At 57.0% G+C, this 20,327-nt stretch carries 17 protein-coding genes; 3 read left to right on the forward strand and 14 right to left on the reverse strand.

Annotated elements, in window-relative coordinates; all coding sequences use genetic code 11:
- Positions 1-5 precede the first annotated feature (5 nt).
- From MK323_07605 to MK323_07615, 3 genes are all read left to right on the forward strand, one after another.
- Complete coding sequence (locus MK323_07605) at positions 6-1,790, forward strand: acyl-CoA dehydrogenase C-terminal domain-containing protein (protein MCH2482026.1); 1,785 nt, start codon at positions 6-8, stop codon at positions 1,788-1,790.
- A 65-nt stretch (positions 1,791-1,855) separates the two neighbouring features.
- Positions 1,856-3,223, forward strand: coding sequence for an MATE family efflux transporter (locus tag MK323_07610; protein ID MCH2482027.1), 1,368 nt, complete (start codon positions 1,856-1,858; stop codon positions 3,221-3,223).
- Positions 3,224-3,279: 56 nt separating this feature from the next.
- Positions 3,280-3,966, forward strand: a complete 687-nt coding sequence (locus MK323_07615; GenBank protein ID MCH2482028.1) for a transglutaminase-like domain-containing protein — start codon at positions 3,280-3,282, stop codon at positions 3,964-3,966.
- A 92-nt stretch (positions 3,967-4,058) separates the two neighbouring features.
- On the opposite strand, the gene MK323_07620 is transcribed toward MK323_07615, so the two are convergent.
- From MK323_07620 to MK323_07685, 14 genes are all read right to left on the reverse strand, one after another.
- Complete coding sequence (locus tag MK323_07620; GenBank protein ID MCH2482029.1) at positions 4,059-4,787, reverse strand: ABC transporter ATP-binding protein; 729 nt, start codon at positions 4,785-4,787, stop codon at positions 4,059-4,061.
- Positions 4,780-5,556, reverse strand: a complete 777-nt coding sequence (locus MK323_07625) for an ABC transporter ATP-binding protein (protein MCH2482030.1) — start codon at positions 5,554-5,556, stop codon at positions 4,780-4,782. Before MK323_07625 ends, MK323_07620 begins: the two co-directional genes overlap by 8 nt.
- Positions 5,553-6,785 (reverse strand): branched-chain amino acid ABC transporter permease, encoded by a 1,233-nt coding sequence (locus tag MK323_07630; GenBank protein MCH2482031.1) that lies wholly within the window; start codon positions 6,783-6,785, stop codon positions 5,553-5,555. The genes MK323_07625 and MK323_07630 overlap by 4 nt, the downstream gene beginning before the upstream one ends.
- Entirely contained in the window at positions 6,782-8,050 is a 1,269-nt protein-coding gene (locus MK323_07635; GenBank protein MCH2482032.1) for a branched-chain amino acid ABC transporter permease, read from the reverse strand. Before MK323_07635 ends, MK323_07630 begins: the two co-directional genes overlap by 4 nt.
- A gap of 122 nt (positions 8,051-8,172) precedes the next feature.
- Positions 8,173-9,402, reverse strand: a complete 1,230-nt coding sequence (locus MK323_07640) for an ABC transporter substrate-binding protein (GenBank protein MCH2482033.1) — start codon at positions 9,400-9,402, stop codon at positions 8,173-8,175.
- A 97-nt stretch (positions 9,403-9,499) separates the two neighbouring features.
- Positions 9,500-10,423 carry an aminotransferase class IV gene (locus MK323_07645; GenBank protein ID MCH2482034.1) on the reverse strand — a complete coding sequence of 308 codons (924 nt, stop codon included), beginning with the start codon at positions 10,421-10,423 and terminating at the stop codon, positions 9,500-9,502.
- 33 nt (positions 10,424-10,456) lie between these two features.
- Positions 10,457-11,221: a glucose 1-dehydrogenase gene (locus MK323_07650; GenBank protein MCH2482035.1), complete on the reverse strand. Its 765-nt coding sequence runs from the start codon at positions 11,219-11,221 to the stop codon at positions 10,457-10,459.
- 9 nt (positions 11,222-11,230) lie between these two features.
- Entirely contained in the window at positions 11,231-12,541 is a 1,311-nt protein-coding gene (gene hisD, locus MK323_07655) for a histidinol dehydrogenase (protein ID MCH2482036.1), read from the reverse strand.
- Between the two features lie 54 nt (positions 12,542-12,595).
- Positions 12,596-14,230, reverse strand: a complete 1,635-nt coding sequence (locus MK323_07660) for an AMP-binding protein (protein MCH2482037.1) — start codon at positions 14,228-14,230, stop codon at positions 12,596-12,598.
- Positions 14,231-14,277: 47 nt separating this feature from the next.
- Positions 14,278-15,153 carry an NAD(P)-dependent oxidoreductase gene (locus tag MK323_07665; GenBank protein MCH2482038.1) on the reverse strand — a complete coding sequence of 292 codons (876 nt, stop codon included), beginning with the start codon at positions 15,151-15,153 and terminating at the stop codon, positions 14,278-14,280.
- Positions 15,154-15,214: 61 nt separating this feature from the next.
- Positions 15,215-16,279 carry a CoA transferase gene (locus MK323_07670; GenBank protein MCH2482039.1) on the reverse strand — a complete coding sequence of 355 codons (1,065 nt, stop codon included), beginning with the start codon at positions 16,277-16,279 and terminating at the stop codon, positions 15,215-15,217.
- An 82-nt stretch (positions 16,280-16,361) separates the two neighbouring features.
- Entirely contained in the window at positions 16,362-17,168 is an 807-nt protein-coding gene (locus tag MK323_07675) for a TIGR03084 family metal-binding protein (GenBank protein MCH2482040.1), read from the reverse strand.
- A gap of 11 nt (positions 17,169-17,179) precedes the next feature.
- A complete protein-coding gene (locus tag MK323_07680; protein ID MCH2482041.1) occupies positions 17,180-18,313 on the reverse strand; it encodes a nitronate monooxygenase in 1,134 nt (377 codons plus the stop codon).
- A 44-nt stretch (positions 18,314-18,357) separates the two neighbouring features.
- Positions 18,358-20,280 carry an ATP-grasp domain-containing protein gene (locus MK323_07685; GenBank protein ID MCH2482042.1) on the reverse strand — a complete coding sequence of 641 codons (1,923 nt, stop codon included), beginning with the start codon at positions 20,278-20,280 and terminating at the stop codon, positions 18,358-18,360.
- Positions 20,281-20,327: the final 47 nt, after the last annotated feature.

Consider the following 20,327-nt stretch of genomic DNA (forward strand, 5'->3'; position numbering starts at 1 on the left):
AAAACATGGCCAGCTACACCGCACCCTTGCGTGACATGCGCTTCATTTACAACGAATTGTTTGAATCCAGCAAGATTACTGCCCTGCCGGGTTATGAAGATGCAACGCCGGACCTGGTTGATGCCATTCTGGAAGAAGCGGCCAAGCTCTGCCAGAACGAGCTGTTTCCACTGAACCGAACCGGTGATGAGGAAGGTTGTCGATGGGATAACGGTGAGGTCACGACCCCGGCCGGTTTCAAGGAAGCCTATGCAAAATACACCGAAGGCGGCTGGAACGGACTGGCTTGTTCTCCCGAACACGGCGGCCAGGGTATGCCCGGTGCACTCAATGTTCTGGTTGAAGAAATGATGTGTTCTTCCAATATGGCATTCGGCACCTACGCCGGCCTCACCCGGGGCGCCTACCGTGCAATAAACATGTTTGGCTGTGACGAATTGAAAGCACTTTATCTGCCCCGGCTTGCAAGCGGCGAGTGGACCGGTACCATGTGTCTGACCGAACCGCAATGCGGCACGGATCTCGGCCTGATTCGTACACGGGCAGAACATGACGACGATGGCAACTATGCCCTGAGAGGCACCAAGATCTTCATCAGTGCCGGTGAACACGACCTCTCATCCAACATTATTCACCTGGTGTTGGCCAGACTTCCGGATGCGCCGGCGGGGATCAAAGGCATCAGTCTTTTTCTGGTGCCGAAGTTTCTGCCGGATGAAAACGAAGCGCCCGGTCAACGCAATACTCTCACCTGCGCATCAATCGAAAACAAGATGGGTATCAAGGCCTCCGCAACCTGCGTGATGAACTTTGATGGTGCCAAGGGCTGGCTCGTCGGTGAGCCTCACAAGGGCATGCAGGCGATGTTTGCCATGATGAACGACGCCCGGTTGGGCGTCGGAATGCAGGGTCTGGGACTTGCTGAAATCGCGCGCCAGTCGGCCGTCGAGTATGCCCGTGAGCGGTTGCAGGGCCGATCGATCAGCGGCACCCAGCATGAAGACAAACCTGCAGATCCGATTATCGTACATCCGGATGTGCGGCGGATGCTGCTGACCATGCGTGCGTTTACAGAAGGCGCGCGGGCCATGGCGGTGTGGATCGCCCGACACATCGACCTGCGTGATCGGGCAACCGATGCTGATGCCCGCCAGGCTGCGGATGATATGGTTCAACTGCTGACACCCATCGTCAAAGCCTATTTCTCGGACGGTGGCTTCGAGATCGCCAACCTGTGTATCCAGGTCTACGGTGGTCACGGCTATATTCGTGATAATGGCGTCGAACAGTATGCCCGAGATGCCCGCATCGCCCAGATCTACGAAGGGGCCAACGGCATCCAGGCACTGGATCTTGTCGGACGGAAATTACCCGTCCATATGGGTCGCTACCTGCGCCGTTTTTTTCACCCTGTACAGGCCTGGATCGATGACAACACCACGCAGCCGGCAATGCACCCGTTTGTACTGCCGCTCGCCAAGGCCTTCGGCCGACTGCAGATCGCAACCGGACAGATCGCGCAGAGCGGTCTGAAGAACCCCGACGAAGCCGGTGCCGCCTCGACCGACTACCTCAGGCTGTTTGGTCTGGTTGCTTTTGCCTACCTCTGGGCCCGCATGGCAAAGATCGGCCTCGATCACCAGACCGATGATGAAGCGGATTTCTACGCTGCCAAAGTAGCCACCGCAAAGTTCTTCATGGACAAAATCCTGCCGCAGACCGGTGCACTGTTTTCATCCATCATGGCCGGTTCCGGCAGCATCATGGACTTTCCGGAAGCATCGTTCTAACTACACAGTCAAACAAATTACCCGCAGCCAGACGGCAAACAGCATGCAGAAAGCACGGCGAACCGTTGGCGACGACAGCACAACGCAATCAGCCCTCGCGTCGCGATCTGACGCAGGGTAGTCTCAACCGCCACGTTCTGCGGTTGACTGGGCCGATGATTATCGGCCTGCTTGCCATTTTCGCTGTCGATCTTGCTGATGCATTCTGGGTTGCACGCCTGGGCACGCTGGAACTGGCGGCACTGGGTTTTTGTTTTCCAGCAGTGCACGTTATTTTCAGTATCAGCCTGGGCCTGTCGACAGCCGCCACTGCCGTGATGGCCCAACAGATCGGCGCCGGCAGCACCGACGGTGCCCGAAATTTCGCCCGCGACAGCCTGATCGTTTCTGTCGTGTTGATGGCAATTGTCGCGGCCGTCGGCCTACTGACCATGGATCTGGTTTTCACAGCGATCGGCGCCACGGGCACAACGCTGGCGCAGGCCAAGAGTTTCATGAGCGTTTTTTATCCCAGTGCGCTGGTGCTGGTCATACCGATGGTCTCAAACGGCATGCTCCGCGCAGCCGGTGACACGCGCTGGCCGGCGATCATCATGGTGATCGTGGCGGTACTCAATGCTGCCCTTGACCCGTTACTGATATTCGGTGCCGGACCCATACCGGCACTGGGGCTCAAGGGCGCTGCCTGGGCCACATTGCTCGCCCGGGTTGTCTCGGTGTTTATTGCTCTTGGAATTCTGCACTACCGCGAACGCCTAATTTCCTGGTCCAGGCCCACCTGGCAAGGCCTGGTTGAATCGCTCCGACATATCGGCCAGATTGGGCTGCCCAGTGCGACCACCAATGCGATCACACCACTGGCCACGGGGCTGGTCACGGCAGTGGTGGCCGGATTCGGTGACGCGGCGGTCGCCGGTCTAACGACCGCCATGCGGATCGAAGTGTGTGCACTGCTGGGGGTTTTTGCGCTTGCAGTGGGCAGCTTTCCGGTCATGGCTCAGAACTATGGCGCCGGAAATAGTGAGCGTCTCCTAACCGCCCGGAAATTCACGCTCTCGACTGGTGTCGTTATCTCGCTGGTCGTCGCCATACCGGTGTACCTGTCTGCAGCACCACTGGCCGGCATTTTCATCAGCGGTGGCCTTGTGCAGGAAACAGCAACAACCTTTCTCAAGATCGTACCGTGGTCCTGGGCTGGGTTTGCCCTTGTCTTCATGATTTCAAGCATCCACATGGCAACGGGCCGACCTTTTCTGGGTGCAAGCCTGACACTGGTACGCTTGTTTGTTCTGCTGATCCCGTTGACCTGGCTGTTGTCCCGCCACTATGGACTGGCCGGCGTTTTTATGGCCTTTGTACTCGCCAACCTGCTGACCGCCATGGCGGGACTGGCCTCCTTTTACCTGTTCAAACCACGAACCCGCGCGCGGTGAGGCGCGATCGTGAACCCATACGCCCTATACTTGGCGCCCTCGACTCAACACGGTTTATGAAAACCATGTCAGCAGACATTGCCCAATACCTCCGGCCCGGATCCACGGTGCAGAGTGAGGATGATGCCGTAATCGCTTTCACACGCCGGGCGATCGGATCGGAAACTGATCCGATTGAGCAGATCCGGCGTTTGTTCTATGCCGTGCGCGACCAGATCCGATACGACCCTTACCAGATAGACCTTTCAACCCAGGGCCTTTGCGCCGCCCGTACCCTGGAAACCGGGCACGGCTGGTGTGTGTCCAAAGCTATCCTGCTGGCTGCTGCCTACCGATCCGTTGGCATTCCTGCGAGCCTTGGATACGCCGACGTCAGAAATCACCTGTCTACTGAAAAGCTAAGACAGCGCATGCAAAGCGATGTCTTCTACTGGCATGGTTATACCTCGATATACGTTGGCGGCAAATGGGTCAAAACGACACCGGCATTCAACATTGAGCTGTGTGAAAAATTCAAACTCAAGCCGCTCGACTTCAACGGGGTCGAAGATTCGATCTATCACCCGTTCGACCTCGAAGGTAACCGGCACATGGAGTATATCAACGACCGTGGTCACTACGTCGAACCACCAATGGACGAAATACGCGCGACCTTCCAGAGTGAATACGCTAATTGGACAGACGGCAACGATACCTTCGGTCGGGATTTTGAATCTGATGTCGATCTGGAGACCCGAAATTAGTCATCTACTTCAACAGCTGCAAGTTCTGAGCAGTCGATAGACGCATCAGCGACAGCCAGGACCCGGTATTTTGCTCTTCGCTATAAACTGTATCAGGCGACCCAAAAAGCTTTTTCTAGATCGTCGAAGTCGGACGCGGGGCCCTCGAACTTGTTACGCCCGAGCTCCAGCACGTAGACATAGTCGGCGATTTGAAGGGCGTAACGAATTTCCTGGTCGACCAGCAGAATAGTCAGGTCATCCTGTTCGGTGAGGACCGTCAGCATCTCGTAAACTTCCTCCGAAAGCATCTTCGACAACCCCGCGGTCGGTTCATCCACCAACAGCATCTTGGGCTCCGCCATCAGGGTGCGACTGATCTCGACCATACGCTGCTGTCCGCCGGACAGCTCTCCTGTGATTTGTTTCCGCTTCTCCTTCAGTACCGGAAAGCGCTCGTAGTTCGCCTCGATCTTCTCCTGGATCTGCTTTCTGTCACGCTTGAAAGTCCAACCGCCGAGTTGCAGGTTTTCCTCGACCGACATGTCCTTGAAGACGCCCGGTTGCTGCGGAATGTAGGCCAGCCCTTTGAGTATTCTCTTGTGTGTGGGTACGTCGACGATGCTTTCACCCTGCAGCAGGATCTCTCCTTCGTTCGGGCGTAGGAAACCGAATACCGCCCTCAGAGCAGTGGACTTACCGACTCCGTTCGCGCCGAGTATGGCAGTGATCTGGTTCTTGCGGGCCTTGATATTGAGGTCCTGAAGAATGTTCAGGTCCTTGTAGTACCCGACATACAGGTTACGGGTTTCGAGTACCACTTCTTCGCTGTGCTCAGCCATGGTTGGTATCCGTCTGTATCTTGGTTGACTGCCCTGTACCTGTGTGATCTTCCTCGGCTCCGAGATACGCCTCGATCACGACCGGATCGACCTTCACCTTCTCCGGCGTATCATCCGCAATCAGGTCGCCGTAGTTCAGCACCAGCAGGCGCCTACAGAGAGAAAATATAGAATCCATCTGATGACTGATGATGATGATCGCGGTACCATTCTCGTTGACCCGGCGAATGTACCCATAAATGATCTCCAACAGCCGGGGATGTACCCCCGCAAACGGCTCATCCAGGATGATGATGTTGGGATCCAGCATCAGCAGTCGTCCCAGCTCCAGTAGTTTCTGTTGACCGCCAGAGAGCGCACGGGCGTATTCGTTTCGAAGATGGCCTAGGGTCAGAAACTCCAGCACTTCCATGGCTCGCTCGTGGATCTCGACGGTTCGCTGACTCTTGCCCAGCGCCAGTGCGGGCACGTAGAGGTTTTCGAGCACCGTCATCCTGCGGAATGACCGCGTGATCTGGAAAGTGCGTCCAAGTCCGACATTCGCCACTTGAAACGGTGCCAGCTGGTCGATACGGGTACCGTTCAGGTACACCGTACCGCTGTTGGGCTTGACCGCACCGTCCAGGACATTGGTCAGGGTGGTTTTCCCGGCCCCGTTGGGACCGATCAGGCCGATCATCTCTGGCCCCTTGATCTCGAAAGAGACGTCCTTTAGCACTTGGTTTCCGCCAAAACGCTTGTTAAGTCGTGTAACAGAAAGCTCGATCACCGTGAACCCCCCACCGGCCGGGCTGGTACAGCATCGGCATCGTCTTTAGTTCGTTGAGCTATCGTCTCGCCCGCAACGTGGCTGCGCGTGAAATAATCGATGAGCGGTGGTAGCAACCCGTTCCTGGAAAAGCGCAGCGTCAGCATCAGCACTGCGCCGAAGAAAACGAGTCGCCATATCGTCATGTCAATTTCCACGCCGCCGATATTAAAACTGGTGCGCAACATTTCCAGGGTGAACTCGATCAGGATCGCGCCAATGGCGGCGGCCACGAAATTTTCCACGCCACCGATGACGGCCATTGAAACCACCAGACTCATCTGCAGGATCATCAGGTTATTCGGTGTGATAATGGTGACGTAGTGTGCCTGCACAGCACCTGCGGCCGCCGCCATCATCGACGTGATCACAAAAACCAGCACCTTGTACCGCGTAGTGTTCACACCGAGGGCTGCCGCAGCGTCCTCGTCTTCTCTGAGCGCACGGACAAACAGGCCAAAGCGGGACCGTGACAGCCAAGTCATCAGCGCAAGGCACCCCAGCAGGAGGAAAAACATAACGAAGTACGGTGGTATCTTGTCCGTCTTAGTGAAAACGTACCCGAAAATGGTGATACCGTTTTCGAACAAGCTGGGCAGCTCGATCCCGGCCTGGCCCCGGGTGATCATAATCTCTGCGCTGATAGTCGCACGCAGAATCTCGGAAAAACCGAGGGTGAAAAGCGCAAGGTACGCCGCCCGCAGGCGCAGAACCAACAATCCGATCAATAGACCGAATATGCCTCCAACCAGGCTGCCCAATATCACACCCAGCCATACCGGCATCGGTTTGACTTCGACCGACCCGTTCCAGTTGTCCATCGCCTGCGACAAACAGTCCTGGGTCAGTGTGGTCGAGGTCACCCCGATCGGGTTCTTGATGATGAGGTAACTGTCACCGAACGCAAATTCGGTGCACAGTCCGGTCGGTTCGGGGGAAATAAAGATGTAGTGGCAGAACAGCGCCGTGGTGTAGGCGCCGAGACCCGTGAATGCCATGTGGCCAAATGAAAACTGCCCGGCGTAGCCCGCAAGCATGGACCAGCTGGAAGCCAGTATGGCGTAAAAGAAACCGATGATGCAGATGTGCATTATATAGTCGTAGTCGCCACCGCTGTAGAAGAACGGGAAGGCGGTAAAGAACAGCACGATGGCGAGCCCAATCGCCGAGGGCACGTGTTGCTTTTTCAAAACTTTCCGTGCGCCCCGCTAGCAAAACGTCTGCCGAAAAGGCCCGTTGGCCTGAGCAGCAGCATTAGGATGAGCACAATCATCCCGTAGGCGGGAATATAGGAGGTCGCTTTTTGTGGACTGGGCACACAGCCAGTCCCTGCCGCTTCGACGAGGCCTACGATGATTCCGCCGATGAAGGCGCCTGGCAACGAACCCAACCCGCCCAGCACGACGATAACGAACGACCGCAAGGCAGGAATCATACCCACCTGTGGCAACCAGGAAAACGCTTGCACCAGCGTCGCGCCTGACAGTGCGGCAATCATTCCGCCCATGGCGAACGCGATCATATTCATACGATGCGGATTAATACCAGCAATCGCAGCCGCTTCCCGGTCCTGGCTGACCGCGCGCAGGGCTTTACCGGTCCAGGTTCGATACAGGAAATAAAGCAGCGCGAACAGTACCATGATGGAAATTATCGCCGCCACAAAGCGGGGGTTGGAGATCGAGACCGTATCGAACAGTTCCATGTTACCTCGACTGGTCTTGATCAGCCACGGGTCCGCTGCATCTGGCAGGCGAATGCGTGGAAAGTCAAAGAACCGCTTGACCTTGACCGGGTTGGCACCGACCAGGGCCTGCACCAGGTACTGCAGCGTAAAAGCGAGGCCGAATGTGATCAGGATACCGTACTCCACCGGCCGATCGACACGACCGTCATACATCGGAGTCAGAAACATCCGCTCGAAAGCAGCGCCCAAGGCAAATGTCAGTATGCAGGCACCGAGGACACCAACCAGCGGGTGCGTCCCGGGGAACCAGACCACGGTGATGAAATACACCAGCATCCCGCCGATCATGTAGAACTCGCCGTGAGAGAAGCTGACAATGCCAAGGATCGAGAAGATCAGCGTCAGTCCCAACGCCATCAGGCCGTAGATGATGCCGATGATGAGCCCGTTAGTGATCTGGGAAGCGACGAACGAACCGTTCGAGACGCAATTGTTGCTCGGATCGGCATTGGCGAAGGCCACCATGATGATGCCAACCACGATCAGCGACGACAGTGTGATCATAATGCGACTGATTTCGGGCGCCTTCCACCACAGCGGCACCAGCCCGATCGGTCCCAACGCCGCACCAACCAGCGAACCGCCCAAAGTAGCGTTTGACGTGTCCAGATCCTTGCGCAGATAGACCCGGCGAGTCGCTACACCCCCTATCACACCCCAAACGATCAGCCACAGTACGGCGGACCAGAAAATGCCCGAATATTCCATTGTAAAACTGCTCAGTTCACCCGTGTCGGCTCAGCATATTCGCAACACAAAAAAACAGTGGCGGGACAGATCATTCTGTCCCGCCACCATTACTGCATACAAAAATGGAACTGCTGTAGAAACTATCGGCCGACGTAGATCGGTTCGCCAGTTTTATACACGTCAGGATAGACAATCGTCATGGTATTGGACGGCTCGCCTTCTTTCTGGTACTGCACCATCGTGATGGCAGGATCCGGCCACTGGTGCCACCATTCGTCACCCTTGCCATCCGCACTTGGGTCTTTCTTAGAACCGTACGGAAAGTAGATACGACCTAGCGTGCCCTCGTGGCTGATGTTCTCCAACGCCGCGACGATGGCATCGCCGTCAGTTGAACCTGCCTCGTTGATGGCCTGCGCGATCACACCGATCGAGTCGTAGGCCTCCAGGGCATAACTCTCTACACCATCCTTGCCGGTCTGGGACTTGTAGTCGGCTGCCATCTTGAGCGCACTTTCGTTATACATGGTTTCCGGCACCCCAATTCGGGCCATGAAAGCCAGGTTGCCATCGGGGACGTTCTCCCACCAAGCCTTGCTCTCAAGCCCGGCCTGGTTGGCGTGGAACATTATGTCCTGAGGACCAATACCTGCATCCGCCGCTTGCTGAGTGTAGTTATAGCCTGCCTCACCGGTCAGCAGCACAATGACGTAGTCCGGGTTTTCAGCCTTCACCCGCTCCACGATCCCGGCAAAGTCCTGGGTACCGATGTCCACCCCAAAGGTGACGCTGCTGATGCCCTTTGAACCCATCCCTTTTTCAACTTCCGCAGCCGCCGGAATTCCGTAGTCAGTGTTTTCCGTGACGATTACGACCTTCTTCACGCCAGGCGCCTGGGCTCCAAACTTCCAGATCACGCCAGAGGCCCAGGAACTGAGCGGTGCAATCCGGAAAATATATTTCTGCTTGTCACCGGTAATGGTGTCGTTCCAGGTCTCGGCAAAAACCACCGGAATACCACGATCGTTGGCCACATCCTTCCCTGCCACACCGACCGAGCTGTGATACCCACCACCGATTGCGACCACCCCATCCTGGGTGATTAGTCTCTCCATCATCGCTCTGGCTTTCTCGGGCAGGCCCTCGGTGTCTGCGATGACGACGTCAATCTCGCAGCCGAGTACACCGCCAGCTGCATTGATGTCGCGCTCGGCAAGCAGCATCGCGACGCGCATTGCCTCACCACCAGTTACCGAACCGGGCGCGGACAGCGGCGCCAGTCCACCGATCTTGATCGGACATTCCGCTGCCATCGCCTGAGTCCCGATTCCCATCAGGCCCAGAGCCAACACCACTAGATATTTTTTCATGTTTTGTGCCTCCTTTTAGATGTAATTTCCATTCACTCGTAAAACCTCGCCAAGCGAACGAGATCAATACTAACCGAAAATATGAATCTTCACAGCATCATGTCGCAGTCAGTGTCCGCAGGTACTGGCCCACAAAATCGTAACCCACCAGTTTGGAAAATGCTGCTGTCAGCTGGGTGGTAACTGGCCCAGGGACTTTACCGTCACCCAGCGTTTTACCGTTGTAACTGCGCGCAGGGCACAGACACAGGCTGGTCGAGGTCATAAACGCCTCGTCGGCCGTTTCTGCTTGAAACGTAGTCAGATCTTCTTCTGACACCGAAATGTCTAGTTCAACTGCCAGGTCGATCACGATCTGCCGACTCACCCCTTCCAGAACAAACTGAGGACGCGGGGTGAACAGCGTGCCGTCACGCACCAGGAAGATATTGCTGCCGATACCCTCACACAGAAACCCCCTCGTATCCAACAAGACAGCCCACGGGTGTTCGGCGTTTCTGCGGACCTCGTCTTCCGCCAGCACCAGGTTCATATAGTTGACGTTCTTGATATTCGGGCTCAGGCATTCAGGCGGTATCCGCCGAATAACCGGTGTCAACACGTCTATCCCGTCCCGGAACATCGGCGCACGGGCTTTTAAAGGCAAGGGCGTGCATTCAACGATCACCGTTGCCCCGCTACCCTGCTGCGCATCGCCGACGATGGATTTTTCACCGCGCGTCACCCGCTGAAACACCCAGTAATCGTCACCCTCTCCGCGTAAGGGTAAATTTTTTTCAACCACCGTCTGACTGATTTGCGTCATTTCCTCAGGTGACAGGCCGGGATCCATGCCCACGGCCTTCAATGACCGGTAAAGACGATTGATATGATCATCGAGCCTGAAGATCTTTCCCTCAAATGTCCGCGCGGTGTCAAATATGGCGTCGCCCAGCACAAAGCCGCGATCCCGAAACGAGACCTTGACTTCACTTTCCGGCAGATAGTCACCGTTGATGTATGCAACCCGTTCTTGAGCCATGTCAGTCCTCCCAATCAATAGAATTCATATTCTTCAGACAGCAGTCCAGCCGCCGTCGACCATCAGTGCGGAACCGGTCACCAGGCGCGATGCATCCGATGCCAGATAAACCACCGCACCCATCAGGTCTTCGACCTGACCCACCCGACCCAATGCAATCTGAGACAACACCTGGTCCTTAAATGCTTTGTCTTCGAGCATTGGTTCTGTCATTGGGGTCTCAATAAATGTCGGGCACAACGTGTTCACCCGTATTCCCGACCCACCCAGTTCCCAGGCCAGCGCCTTGGTAAAACCTTCCACGGCGTGCTTGCTGGCGCAATAAACGGTTCGTCCGGGCCCACCCACATGTCCCATCTGCGATGAAATGTTGATGATCGAGCCATCGAGGTCTGCCGCAACCAAACCGCGGGCCACGGCACGGGTGGTGAAGTAAACTGATCTGACATTCAGTGCCATCACGTCGTCGTAATCGGTCTCGGTGTAATCGATACACAGCGCCGGCCGGTTGGTACCGGCATTGTTGACCAGCACCTGGAAGGGTCCCTGCTCTGAAATCAGCTGTGTCATTGCTGCGGTGTCCGTAACATCCAGCGCCATCGCAGTTGCAGCATCACCGCGGGCACAGATTGCGCCAGCGGCTTCTGATACCTCACTACCGGTTCTGGCCAACAGACAGACATCGGCGCCGGCGTCGGCCAACGCCGACGCTGCCGCCAGGCCGATACCGCGTCCGGCGCCGGTCACCAGGGCTTTACGACCATCGAGCCTGAACGAAGGTGTGCGCGGTAGATCCATGATCAACTGTCAGCGCTCAACCGCCGAATACCACGGTACATCGCGATTACCGTAGCGCCGCACCCGTACATTGGCCTGTTCACCATGACCGGCAAAGCCTTCGATCGCACACAGTCGAGAACAGTACTCTCCGATCATGGTCGAGGCCGCATCCGTGAGTACGCGCTGATAGGTACAGGTCTTCATGAATTTGCCAACCCACAGCCCGCCGGTGTAGCGCGCAGCCCCTTTAGTCGGCAGCGTGTGGTTGGTGCCGATTACTTTGTCTCCATAGGATACGTTTGTCCTGGGCCCCAGAAAGAGTGCACCATAGTTGGTCAGGTGCTCCAGAAAATAATCAGGATCTCGGGTCATTACCTGCACGTGTTCAAACGCCAGGCGATTGGCTTCAGTGACCATTTCGTCGACCGTTTCACATACGATCACCTGGCCGTAGCTGGCCCAGGATTCTGCGGCTATATCAGCAGTCGGCAGAATCTCGAGCTGACGCGCTACCTCGTCTAGGGTGTCTTTGGCAAGACTTTCAGAATCGGTCAGTAGCACCGCCGGAGACGTCGGCCCGTGTTCGGCCTGCCCCAGCAGATCGATCGCACACAACTCTGCATCGACTGAGTCATCCGCAATCACCAGGGTTTCGGTCGGGCCGGCAAACAGATCGATCCCGACACGACCGTAGAGTTGCCGCTTGGCCTCGGCGACGAACATATTGCCCGGGCCGACCAGCATGTCGACCGCAGAGATGGTCTGGGTGCCCAGCGCCATCGCTGCAACCGCCTGTATACCGCCGAGCACCAGAATCTCATCGGCACCGCCGTAGTGCATGGCGGCGACAATCGCAGGGTGTGGACCACCTTCGTGTGGTGGCGCAGTCGCCGTGATGTGTTTTACGCCGGCCACCTTGGCCGTCACGATGCTCATGTGAGCAGAGGCGACCATCGGATACTTGCCGCCAGGCACATAACAGCCGATGCTGCTCACCGGAATATTGCGGTGACCCAGCACTATACCCGGCAGGGTTTCGATCTCAAGATCATTCAGACACGCTTTCTGTTTCTGTGCGAAATTTCGGACCTGGGCCTGGGCAAATTGGATATCCTCAAGGTCCTGAGCCGGTACCTGGTCTATCGCATTCTGAATGTCTTTTTCGGTCAGGCGAAAAGACGGCGGACTCCAGGAATCGAATTTTTCCGACAGTTCGCGAACCGCATCGTCGCCACGCGATTCTATGTCTGCCAGAATGCTTTCAACCGTGGCCCTGACTTTTGCATCGCCCTCAGCAACCTCGGCAGCACCTTTGCCTTTCTTCAGATACCGTGCCATCGATCTTTTCTCCTTTTTGCCGCAGCTGTGGTCAGTGTTAGTGGACGCAGCCGGTCAAGATTCTTCGCGCAGTTCAACACGCCTTATTTTTCCCGAGATCGTCTTGGGCAGGCTCTCACGAAATTCGATCTCCCTGGGATATTTATACGGCGCAGTGGTCTCTTTGACATAGTCTTGAATCAGTGTTTTAAGTGCGTCGTCGGGTTCGTATCCTTCAGCCACCACAATATGGGCCTTAACGATTTCACCGCGGAGTTCATCGGGTTTGGCAACGACCGCAGACTCGACCACCGCGGGGTGTTCCAGCAAGACGCTTTCGACCTCGAACGGGCTGATCCTGTAGCCGGCAGAACTGATGATGTCGTCAGAGCGCCCGACAAACCAGATGTAGCCGTCAGCATCGCGGGTCGCGGTGTCGCCGGTGTAATACCAGCCATGCTGGAATGAATCCCGGTTGAGATTTTTCTCGTCTTCGTAATAACCGTCGAAAAGGCCCAGCGGCTGAACACCGCCGACCTGCAAGGCGATGTGCCCTATTTCACCGTCATCACAGATCTTGCCGTCACCATCGACAATCTGGACATCCATGCCCGGAACAGGCTTGCCCATGGAGCCGGGCCGGATTTCCATACCCGGGACATTGGCAACAATATTGACGGTTTCGGTCTGTCCATACCCGTCATGCACCATGGTGCCGGTAACATCTTTCCACATTCTGATCGCTTCCGGGTTCAGCGGTTCGCCGGCGCTCAGAGAATGGCGCAGCGAACCGAGGTCATAACCGGACAAGTCCATTTGCGCGAACAGCCGGTAGACCGTGGGCGGTGCACAAAATGTGGTGACACCGAGCTCACCGATGAGCCGCAGGTGAATATCGGCATCGAATTTCGCATCACCGTCATAGAGCACCACTGCAGTTCCGAACAACCATTGCGGGAACAGCATACCCCAGGCGGCCTTGGCCCAACCGGTATCGGACAGTGTCCAGTGAACGTCGTTTTCCGTCAGGTCCATCCAGTAGTTGCCCGTCACCACATGGCCCAGCGCATAGCCATGATCGCGCGGCACCAATTTAGGTAGCGACGTGGTACCGGATGTGAAATAAGCCATCATCATTTCATCACTTCGGGAATGCACCACAGCACCCGGATCGGCCTGGGCACCTGCTTCAGCGCACGCTTTGTCGTAACTGATCCAGCGGTCCTGTTCACCCCCAATCAGGATCAGGTGCTGCAGTGTCGGACAGTGGTCCTTAATCGTCTCAATCTTAGAGACGTGTTCCATGGATACCACGGCCACTGTGGCGTTTGATTTGTTGATCCGGTATTCGATGTCCTTTGCGGTCAGCAGATTGGTCCCCGGCATCGCCACTACACCTGCCTTGATGCAACCGATGACCACCTCGTACCAGGCCGGCACGCGGGGCATGATCACGACTGCACAGTCACCCTTGCGGGCACCAATCTGATGCAGCACGTTGGCAAATCGGGTTGACGCCTGGCTGAGATCCGAAAACGAATGATGCTCGACCACGGAACCCGAACGGTCTACCCAGATATACGCTGTCTTGTCGCCGTCAGCGGCGCGCGCATCAATGACATCAACACCAAAGTTGAAATACTCCGGCACTGCGATATCGAAATTACCCGGAACCGACAACTGGTCAAGAACGGGACTGAGATCGAACATGATGAATTACCTCGATGTATCGATTGCGGGTTCGAGTCGGGTTGAAACTACGGCGCGGGATTGCCAACCGCCAGCAGTGGCTCGATTTCAGGTGTGCCATCCGGCACAAAAAAATCGCTCCACAGTGGCTTCTCCGGATCCATGCGGTAACCACTGAAGTCGGTGACACCTTCCTGCGCCAGTAACACATCATCGACACAGAAGTTACCACTGAATTCCCGCGAATCCTTTGCCAGTATCGCCGCCGCGGCATCCGCCATGATCTGTGGCGAGCGACAATAGGCCAATGCGGCGTCACCAGCGAGGACATTGCTGATTGCCGCCGTGGCAATCACCGAGTGCGGCCACAGGGCATTTACAGCAACACCTTTATCGGCCAGTTCCCCGGCCATACCCAGCACACACTGACTCATCCCGAATTTCGACATGGTGTAGGCCACATTGGGTGCGAACCATTTCTGCTGCATATCCAGTGGCGGGGAAATGTTCAATATGTGGGGGTTGTCCGCTTCCAGGAGGTGAGGCAGGCATTCGCGCGACAGCATGAATGTTCCGCGCACGTTGACGCCAAACATCAGATCGAACCTGCGCATTTCAGTCTGTGCGGTCGGGGTTAATGAGATCGCACTGGCGTTGTTGATACAGATATCAATGCCGCCAAATGCCTGCACAGTTTCGGCAACGGCTGCCTGCACCTGCTCTTCGCTTCGAATGTCCGTAATCAGTGGCAGCGCCCTGCCGCCAGCCTGGACAATCTCCTCGGCGGCGGTATAGATGGTGCCTGGCAATTTAGGGTGGGGTTCTGCAGTCTTGGCCAGAATGGCAATGCTCGCACCATCGGCTGCAAGCCGTTTGCCAATCGCCAACCCGATGCCGCGGCTGGCACCAGAAATCACCACCCGTTTATCGGAAAAATTGCCCATTGTTTATCTCCATCAGTTTATAAGCGTCAGTAAATTCTGCCGGCACTGTGCGACGAACGGTTCAGGACAGGCCGATCCCCCAGTCCTTAAGGATCTCCGCCGTGTGCTCACCCGGCGCGGGTGGACTGCGGCTGAGTTCCGGTTCGGTTCGGCTGAAACGTGGTGCCGGTGCGGGCTGCACTACACCGTCGTATTCAACGAACGTCTGCCGCGCCATGTTGTGGGGATGACCGGGCGCCTCGGTCATGGACAGGACCGGCGCAAAACACACATCCGTACCTTCCATGAGGGCGCACCACTGATCCCGTGTCTTGCTGCGGAAAATTTGCGCCAGTGCGTTTTTGAGCGCCGGCCAGTTCGCAGCGTCCATCTGTCGTTTGAAGCGTTCATCGTCCACACCGGCTTTTTCCAGCAACAGCGCATAAAACTGTGGCTCAATTGAACCAATGGCCACCCACTCGCCGTCGGCACACTCGAATGTCCCATAAAAGTGTGCACCACCGTCAAGGAAGTTGGAACCACGGACATCCGACCACATTTGACTATGTTTCAGACTGTACATCATGGCCATCAAATGGGCAGCACCATCGGTCATGGCCACGTCAACGATCTGACCCTGCCCGGAGGATTGCACCTCGTGCAGGCCACACATCAGCCCAAAGGCAAGATACATAGCACCGCCGCCAAAATCCCCCACCAGATTGAGCGGCGGCACCGGACCCTGGTCAACGTTTCCGATGGCGTGCAACGCACCGGTCAACGCGATGTAGTTGATATCGTGTCCAGCGGCGTGAGACAGCGGACCCGCCTGCCCCCAACCCGTCATACGGCCGTAGACGATCGCCGGATTCCGCATAAAACAGACATCGGGACCCAGACCCAGTCGTTCCATAACACCTGGCCGAAATCCTTCGACCAGGGCATCGGCTTTCTCGATCAACCTGAGTACGGTTTCAAGATCGTCTGGATCTTTTAGATCAAGCGCAATCGAGCGCCGTCCGCGATTAAGAATTTGATAGTCTTTATCAAAACCTGCCGTAGGACTCTTTCGGTCTACCCGAACAACGTCCGCACCCATATCGGCAAGTAACATGGCACAAAACGGGCCGGGCCCGATTCCTGCCATCTCGACAACCTTCAATCCTTTCAATGGACCCACACCATCCTCCACAGCGCATTGTGGTTAAACGCGCACCAGTTACTCTGTGTCAGTCTACTATGTTGGATGCTGCGCGTGTCCCGGCAGCGGGTGGTGTCTCAGGCGGCCCTGCAAAACACTGGGCGTTGGCTATCCAGCGTTCAGCGACCGGACCTGAAACCATCAGTTGGGTATCTGCGATATTTCGGGTCTGGGTGACCACCTGGCAGAACTCGGTGGCCGACCCGCTGATCCGATCATCCGGATTGGATTCATTCCAGCTCCAGCACTCGCCGGAGGGCGCCACCAACTCGACCTGGGGTACCTGATCCGGAACTGTCCAGCCGCGGTTAAGAAAAGTCCACTTGAATGTATTCACCCCCAACACCGCAATGTTGTGGATACGGTCTGTATCCACTCGCTTGACTCCAAGCAGATCATAAACGGCCTGCCCGTGCGCCCAGGTTTCCATCAGGCGGGCGGTAATACTCGACAGCACACTCATGTCGGGTCCGGCCCATTTCAGGCGGGCCTTCGGGTCAGCATCGACCCAGCGGGCTGCCATATCGCTGTAATACTCGCGCCACCTGCTGACCAGCGCCCGGCCGGCAAGACCGTCGACCCAATCAGTTTCGAACTGCCGCATGCCGATCTGAGGAATCGCTGCTTTGACCCGCCCGATAAATTCAAGCAGTGCCGATTCATCGGTCAGCGACAAATCCGCCGCCCAGTTCCACATGTGCAGATGCGTAACAATGTCGTTGAGGGTCCAGTGCTTGAACTGCGTCTGACGACAGAGCTTGTCATCGCTCAGTTTATCGACTAACTGGAAGAGCGCTTCGCTTTCGTCCCGAAAATCGAGCGGTTGCTGAAACATTGGCAGACCCTCTAGGCCGCAGCCTCCAGGCTGGCGGTTAAACGTTCGCAGGCATCCAAAAAATCTACCTTGAATTCCTGCACCACCGCCGCCGCTGTTTTTTCCTGGTTCATCAATCCGACCCCCTGACCAACCCAGTAGGTTGCCAGATCCCGGGCGCCGGCATGACCGCTCTGGGCGAGTTTGTCGATCCGCAGCAGTGCGGGTTCCACCAGCAGTGACTGCAACGGCATCGGCAAAGGCGCCTGATCGCCTTGCTCCCAGGCATCGGTCCAGGGTGAGCGTAGCTGGCGTGAAGGTTTGCCGGTTCGAGAACGGCTGCGTACGGTATCGCTGGACGTTGCAGACAGCAGCTTTTCCTTGATCACCGGCAACGGTTCGGCCTCGACCGTCGTCAACCAAACCGAACCACACCAGGCGCCGGCTGCTCCCATGGCCATCGCAGCCGCCATCTGTCGGCCCGTGACGATCCCACCAGCCGCAAGCACCGGTGTGTCCCCCGCGACGGAAACCACTTCGGGAATCAGCACCATGGTCGAGATATTTCCGCAGTGACCACCGGCCTCACCCCCCACAGCAACCAGAATATTCACGCCGGCCGCGATCTGAGCAACCGCATGGACCCGAGTACCGACCAGCGCGGCTACCGGCACATCGCGGGACTTGGCTTGATCGATCATCACGCGTGGCGGCGTACCCAGAGCGTTGGCTATGAGACGGATCGGAAACGAGAAAGCGACATCCAGCATGTCGGCGGCACCGGCCTCTTCCAGATTGCGGGCAAAATTCAACCGGCCATTCTCTTCTTCATCCAGAGCACCGCCGTCAATATCATGTGCCTGGAGAACGCCGGAAATAAAATCACGATGGCTCAGGGGAAGGGCCTTGACCAGATCGACACTGTCGAGTTCCTCACCTTTGCCCTCAAACCGGTTGGGCACAATCAAATCAACGCCATAGGGCTTGCCCCCGCAATGATCGTCGATCCAGGTGAGTTCTTCGCGCAGCTGCTCGGGCGAATAACGGACCGCACCAAACACTCCCATACCCCCCGCACGGGATACGGCAGCGACCACGTCCCGGCAATGGCTAAAGGCCAGTAACGGAAACTCGATGCCCAACATTTCACACACGGCAGATTTCATAGTGTTCCCCTGTTGATTCCTGGCTGTTCACTTGACCGCATGTCTTAGCTGATCTCGAACAGCACGTCGTCGATGGCCACCTGAACCTGGAGTGCGCACACCACCTGTTCGACTGTACCGTCTACCGGCGCATCGATCTCGTGTTCCATCTTCATCGCTTCAAGACTCGCGAGGCGCTGACCCTTCCGGACCACATCACCTGCTTTGACCATAATCTCGGTGACCCGGCCATGCATCGGCGCCAGCACGCGGCCGTTGCCGGCTTGCGTCTCTGACAGTGCAGCCGCAACCATCTGGTTATCAAAACACCAGGCCTCGCCATCCATGAAGAGGTACGCACGAGTTTGACTCTGCGCTTCATAAACAACCTCAATGGTGCGTCCGTCAACTTCAATGCGAGCCTTGTTCTCGCTGTCAGCCACCATGCGAACGGCTATTTCAGCACCCTCAGATCGCACCCGATAATCATCACCCCTGGCACTCACGGTCAGGTCGAGCGCGTTCCCGGCGAGCCCATAGCGGTAACGCGATACCAGCGAACCGGTGCTGGACCAGCCCAGCAGATCGGCAGGTACCAACAGAGCCCGCTGTCGGGCCGCGTCCCGCTGCCATCGATACTGCATGACCGCTGCCACAGCTGCGTGTTCGACGCCGGGTACCGCCGGCGACAGATCCTCTGGTCCGAAAGCCTGATCGATAAATGCCGTGGTCGCACAACCGTCGGCAAAAGCCGGACGATTCAGCACATCGACGAGAAACGTCCGGTTTGTCGTCAGCCCGAACAGCACGGTCTTTGTCAGTGCATCGGCCAACCTGCGCCGCGCACTCTCCCGGTCATCGCCCCAGGCAATGAACTTGGCCAGCATCGGATCATAGTGAGGACCGATCTGAAGGCCGTTGTCGATGCCCGCATCGATGCGAACATGCTCGGCCCTGCCAGGCTGCCACAGCGCCACTGTGCCAGTACAGGGTAAAAAACCACGGCTCGGATCTTCAGCGTACAGTCGGGCTTCGATGGCGTGACCGCTGAACTGAACATCCGCCTGGGTTAGTGTCAGCGGTAGGCCTTGTGCAATATCAATCTGCATCGCCACCAGATCGAGTCCAGTAATCATCTCGGTGACCGGATGTTCGACCTGCAACCGGGTATTCATCTCCAGGAAGAAGAAGTCGCCGCCTTCATCGAGCAGAAACTCGACGGTACCTGCACCACGGTAACCGATACTCTTGGCCGCCGTGACCGCGGTCTCCCCCATAGCGGAACGCAACTTGTCCGTCATCGCGGGACACGGTGCCTCCTCAATGACTTTCTGGTGGCGTCGCTGGACTGAGCAGTCACGCTCACCCAGGTGAATCACGTGACCCTGTTCATCCGCCATGATCTGTACTTCAACGTGGCGTGGCCCCTGCAGGGCTTTTTCCAGGATGACCTCGTCCGAACCAAATGCGTGCTGGGCCTCCGAGCGGGCCCGGGCCAGGGCTTTCGTCAACGCCGCCGGATCGTCCACCTGGCGCATGCCCCGCCCACCGCCACCTGCCGCAGCCTTGATCATCACCGGGTAACCAATCCGGCTGGCCGCTTCAATAAACGCATCGTCGGACGGGTCCTCCCCTGCGTAACCCGGCACGCAGAGAACACCGGCCGATGCCATATGGGCTTTGGCGCGTGCCTTATTCCCCATCAGTTCCACCGCAGCTGCGCTGGGACCTATAAACACGATACCTGCTGCCTCGCAGGCTGCCGCAAAGTCAGCATTTTCAGACAGAAACCCGTACCCTGGATGAATCGCACCGGCGTCCGTTTCCCGCGCCGCCGCCAGCATGTGCTCAATATCGAGATAGGACTGTGCGACCGGTGCCGGTCCGATGCAGACCGCGTCATTAGCCTGGCGCACATGCGGCGCGAGTGCATCGGCCTCCGAATAAACCGCAATGCTCCGGTATCCCAGTGCAGTCGCCGTTCGCATCACCCGTACGGCAATCTCACCCCGATTGGCGATCAGTATGCTGTTAA

It is taken from the genome of Gammaproteobacteria bacterium, assembly GCA_022450155.1.
Lineage (GTDB): Bacteria > Pseudomonadota > Gammaproteobacteria > Arenicellales > UBA868 > REDSEA-S09-B13.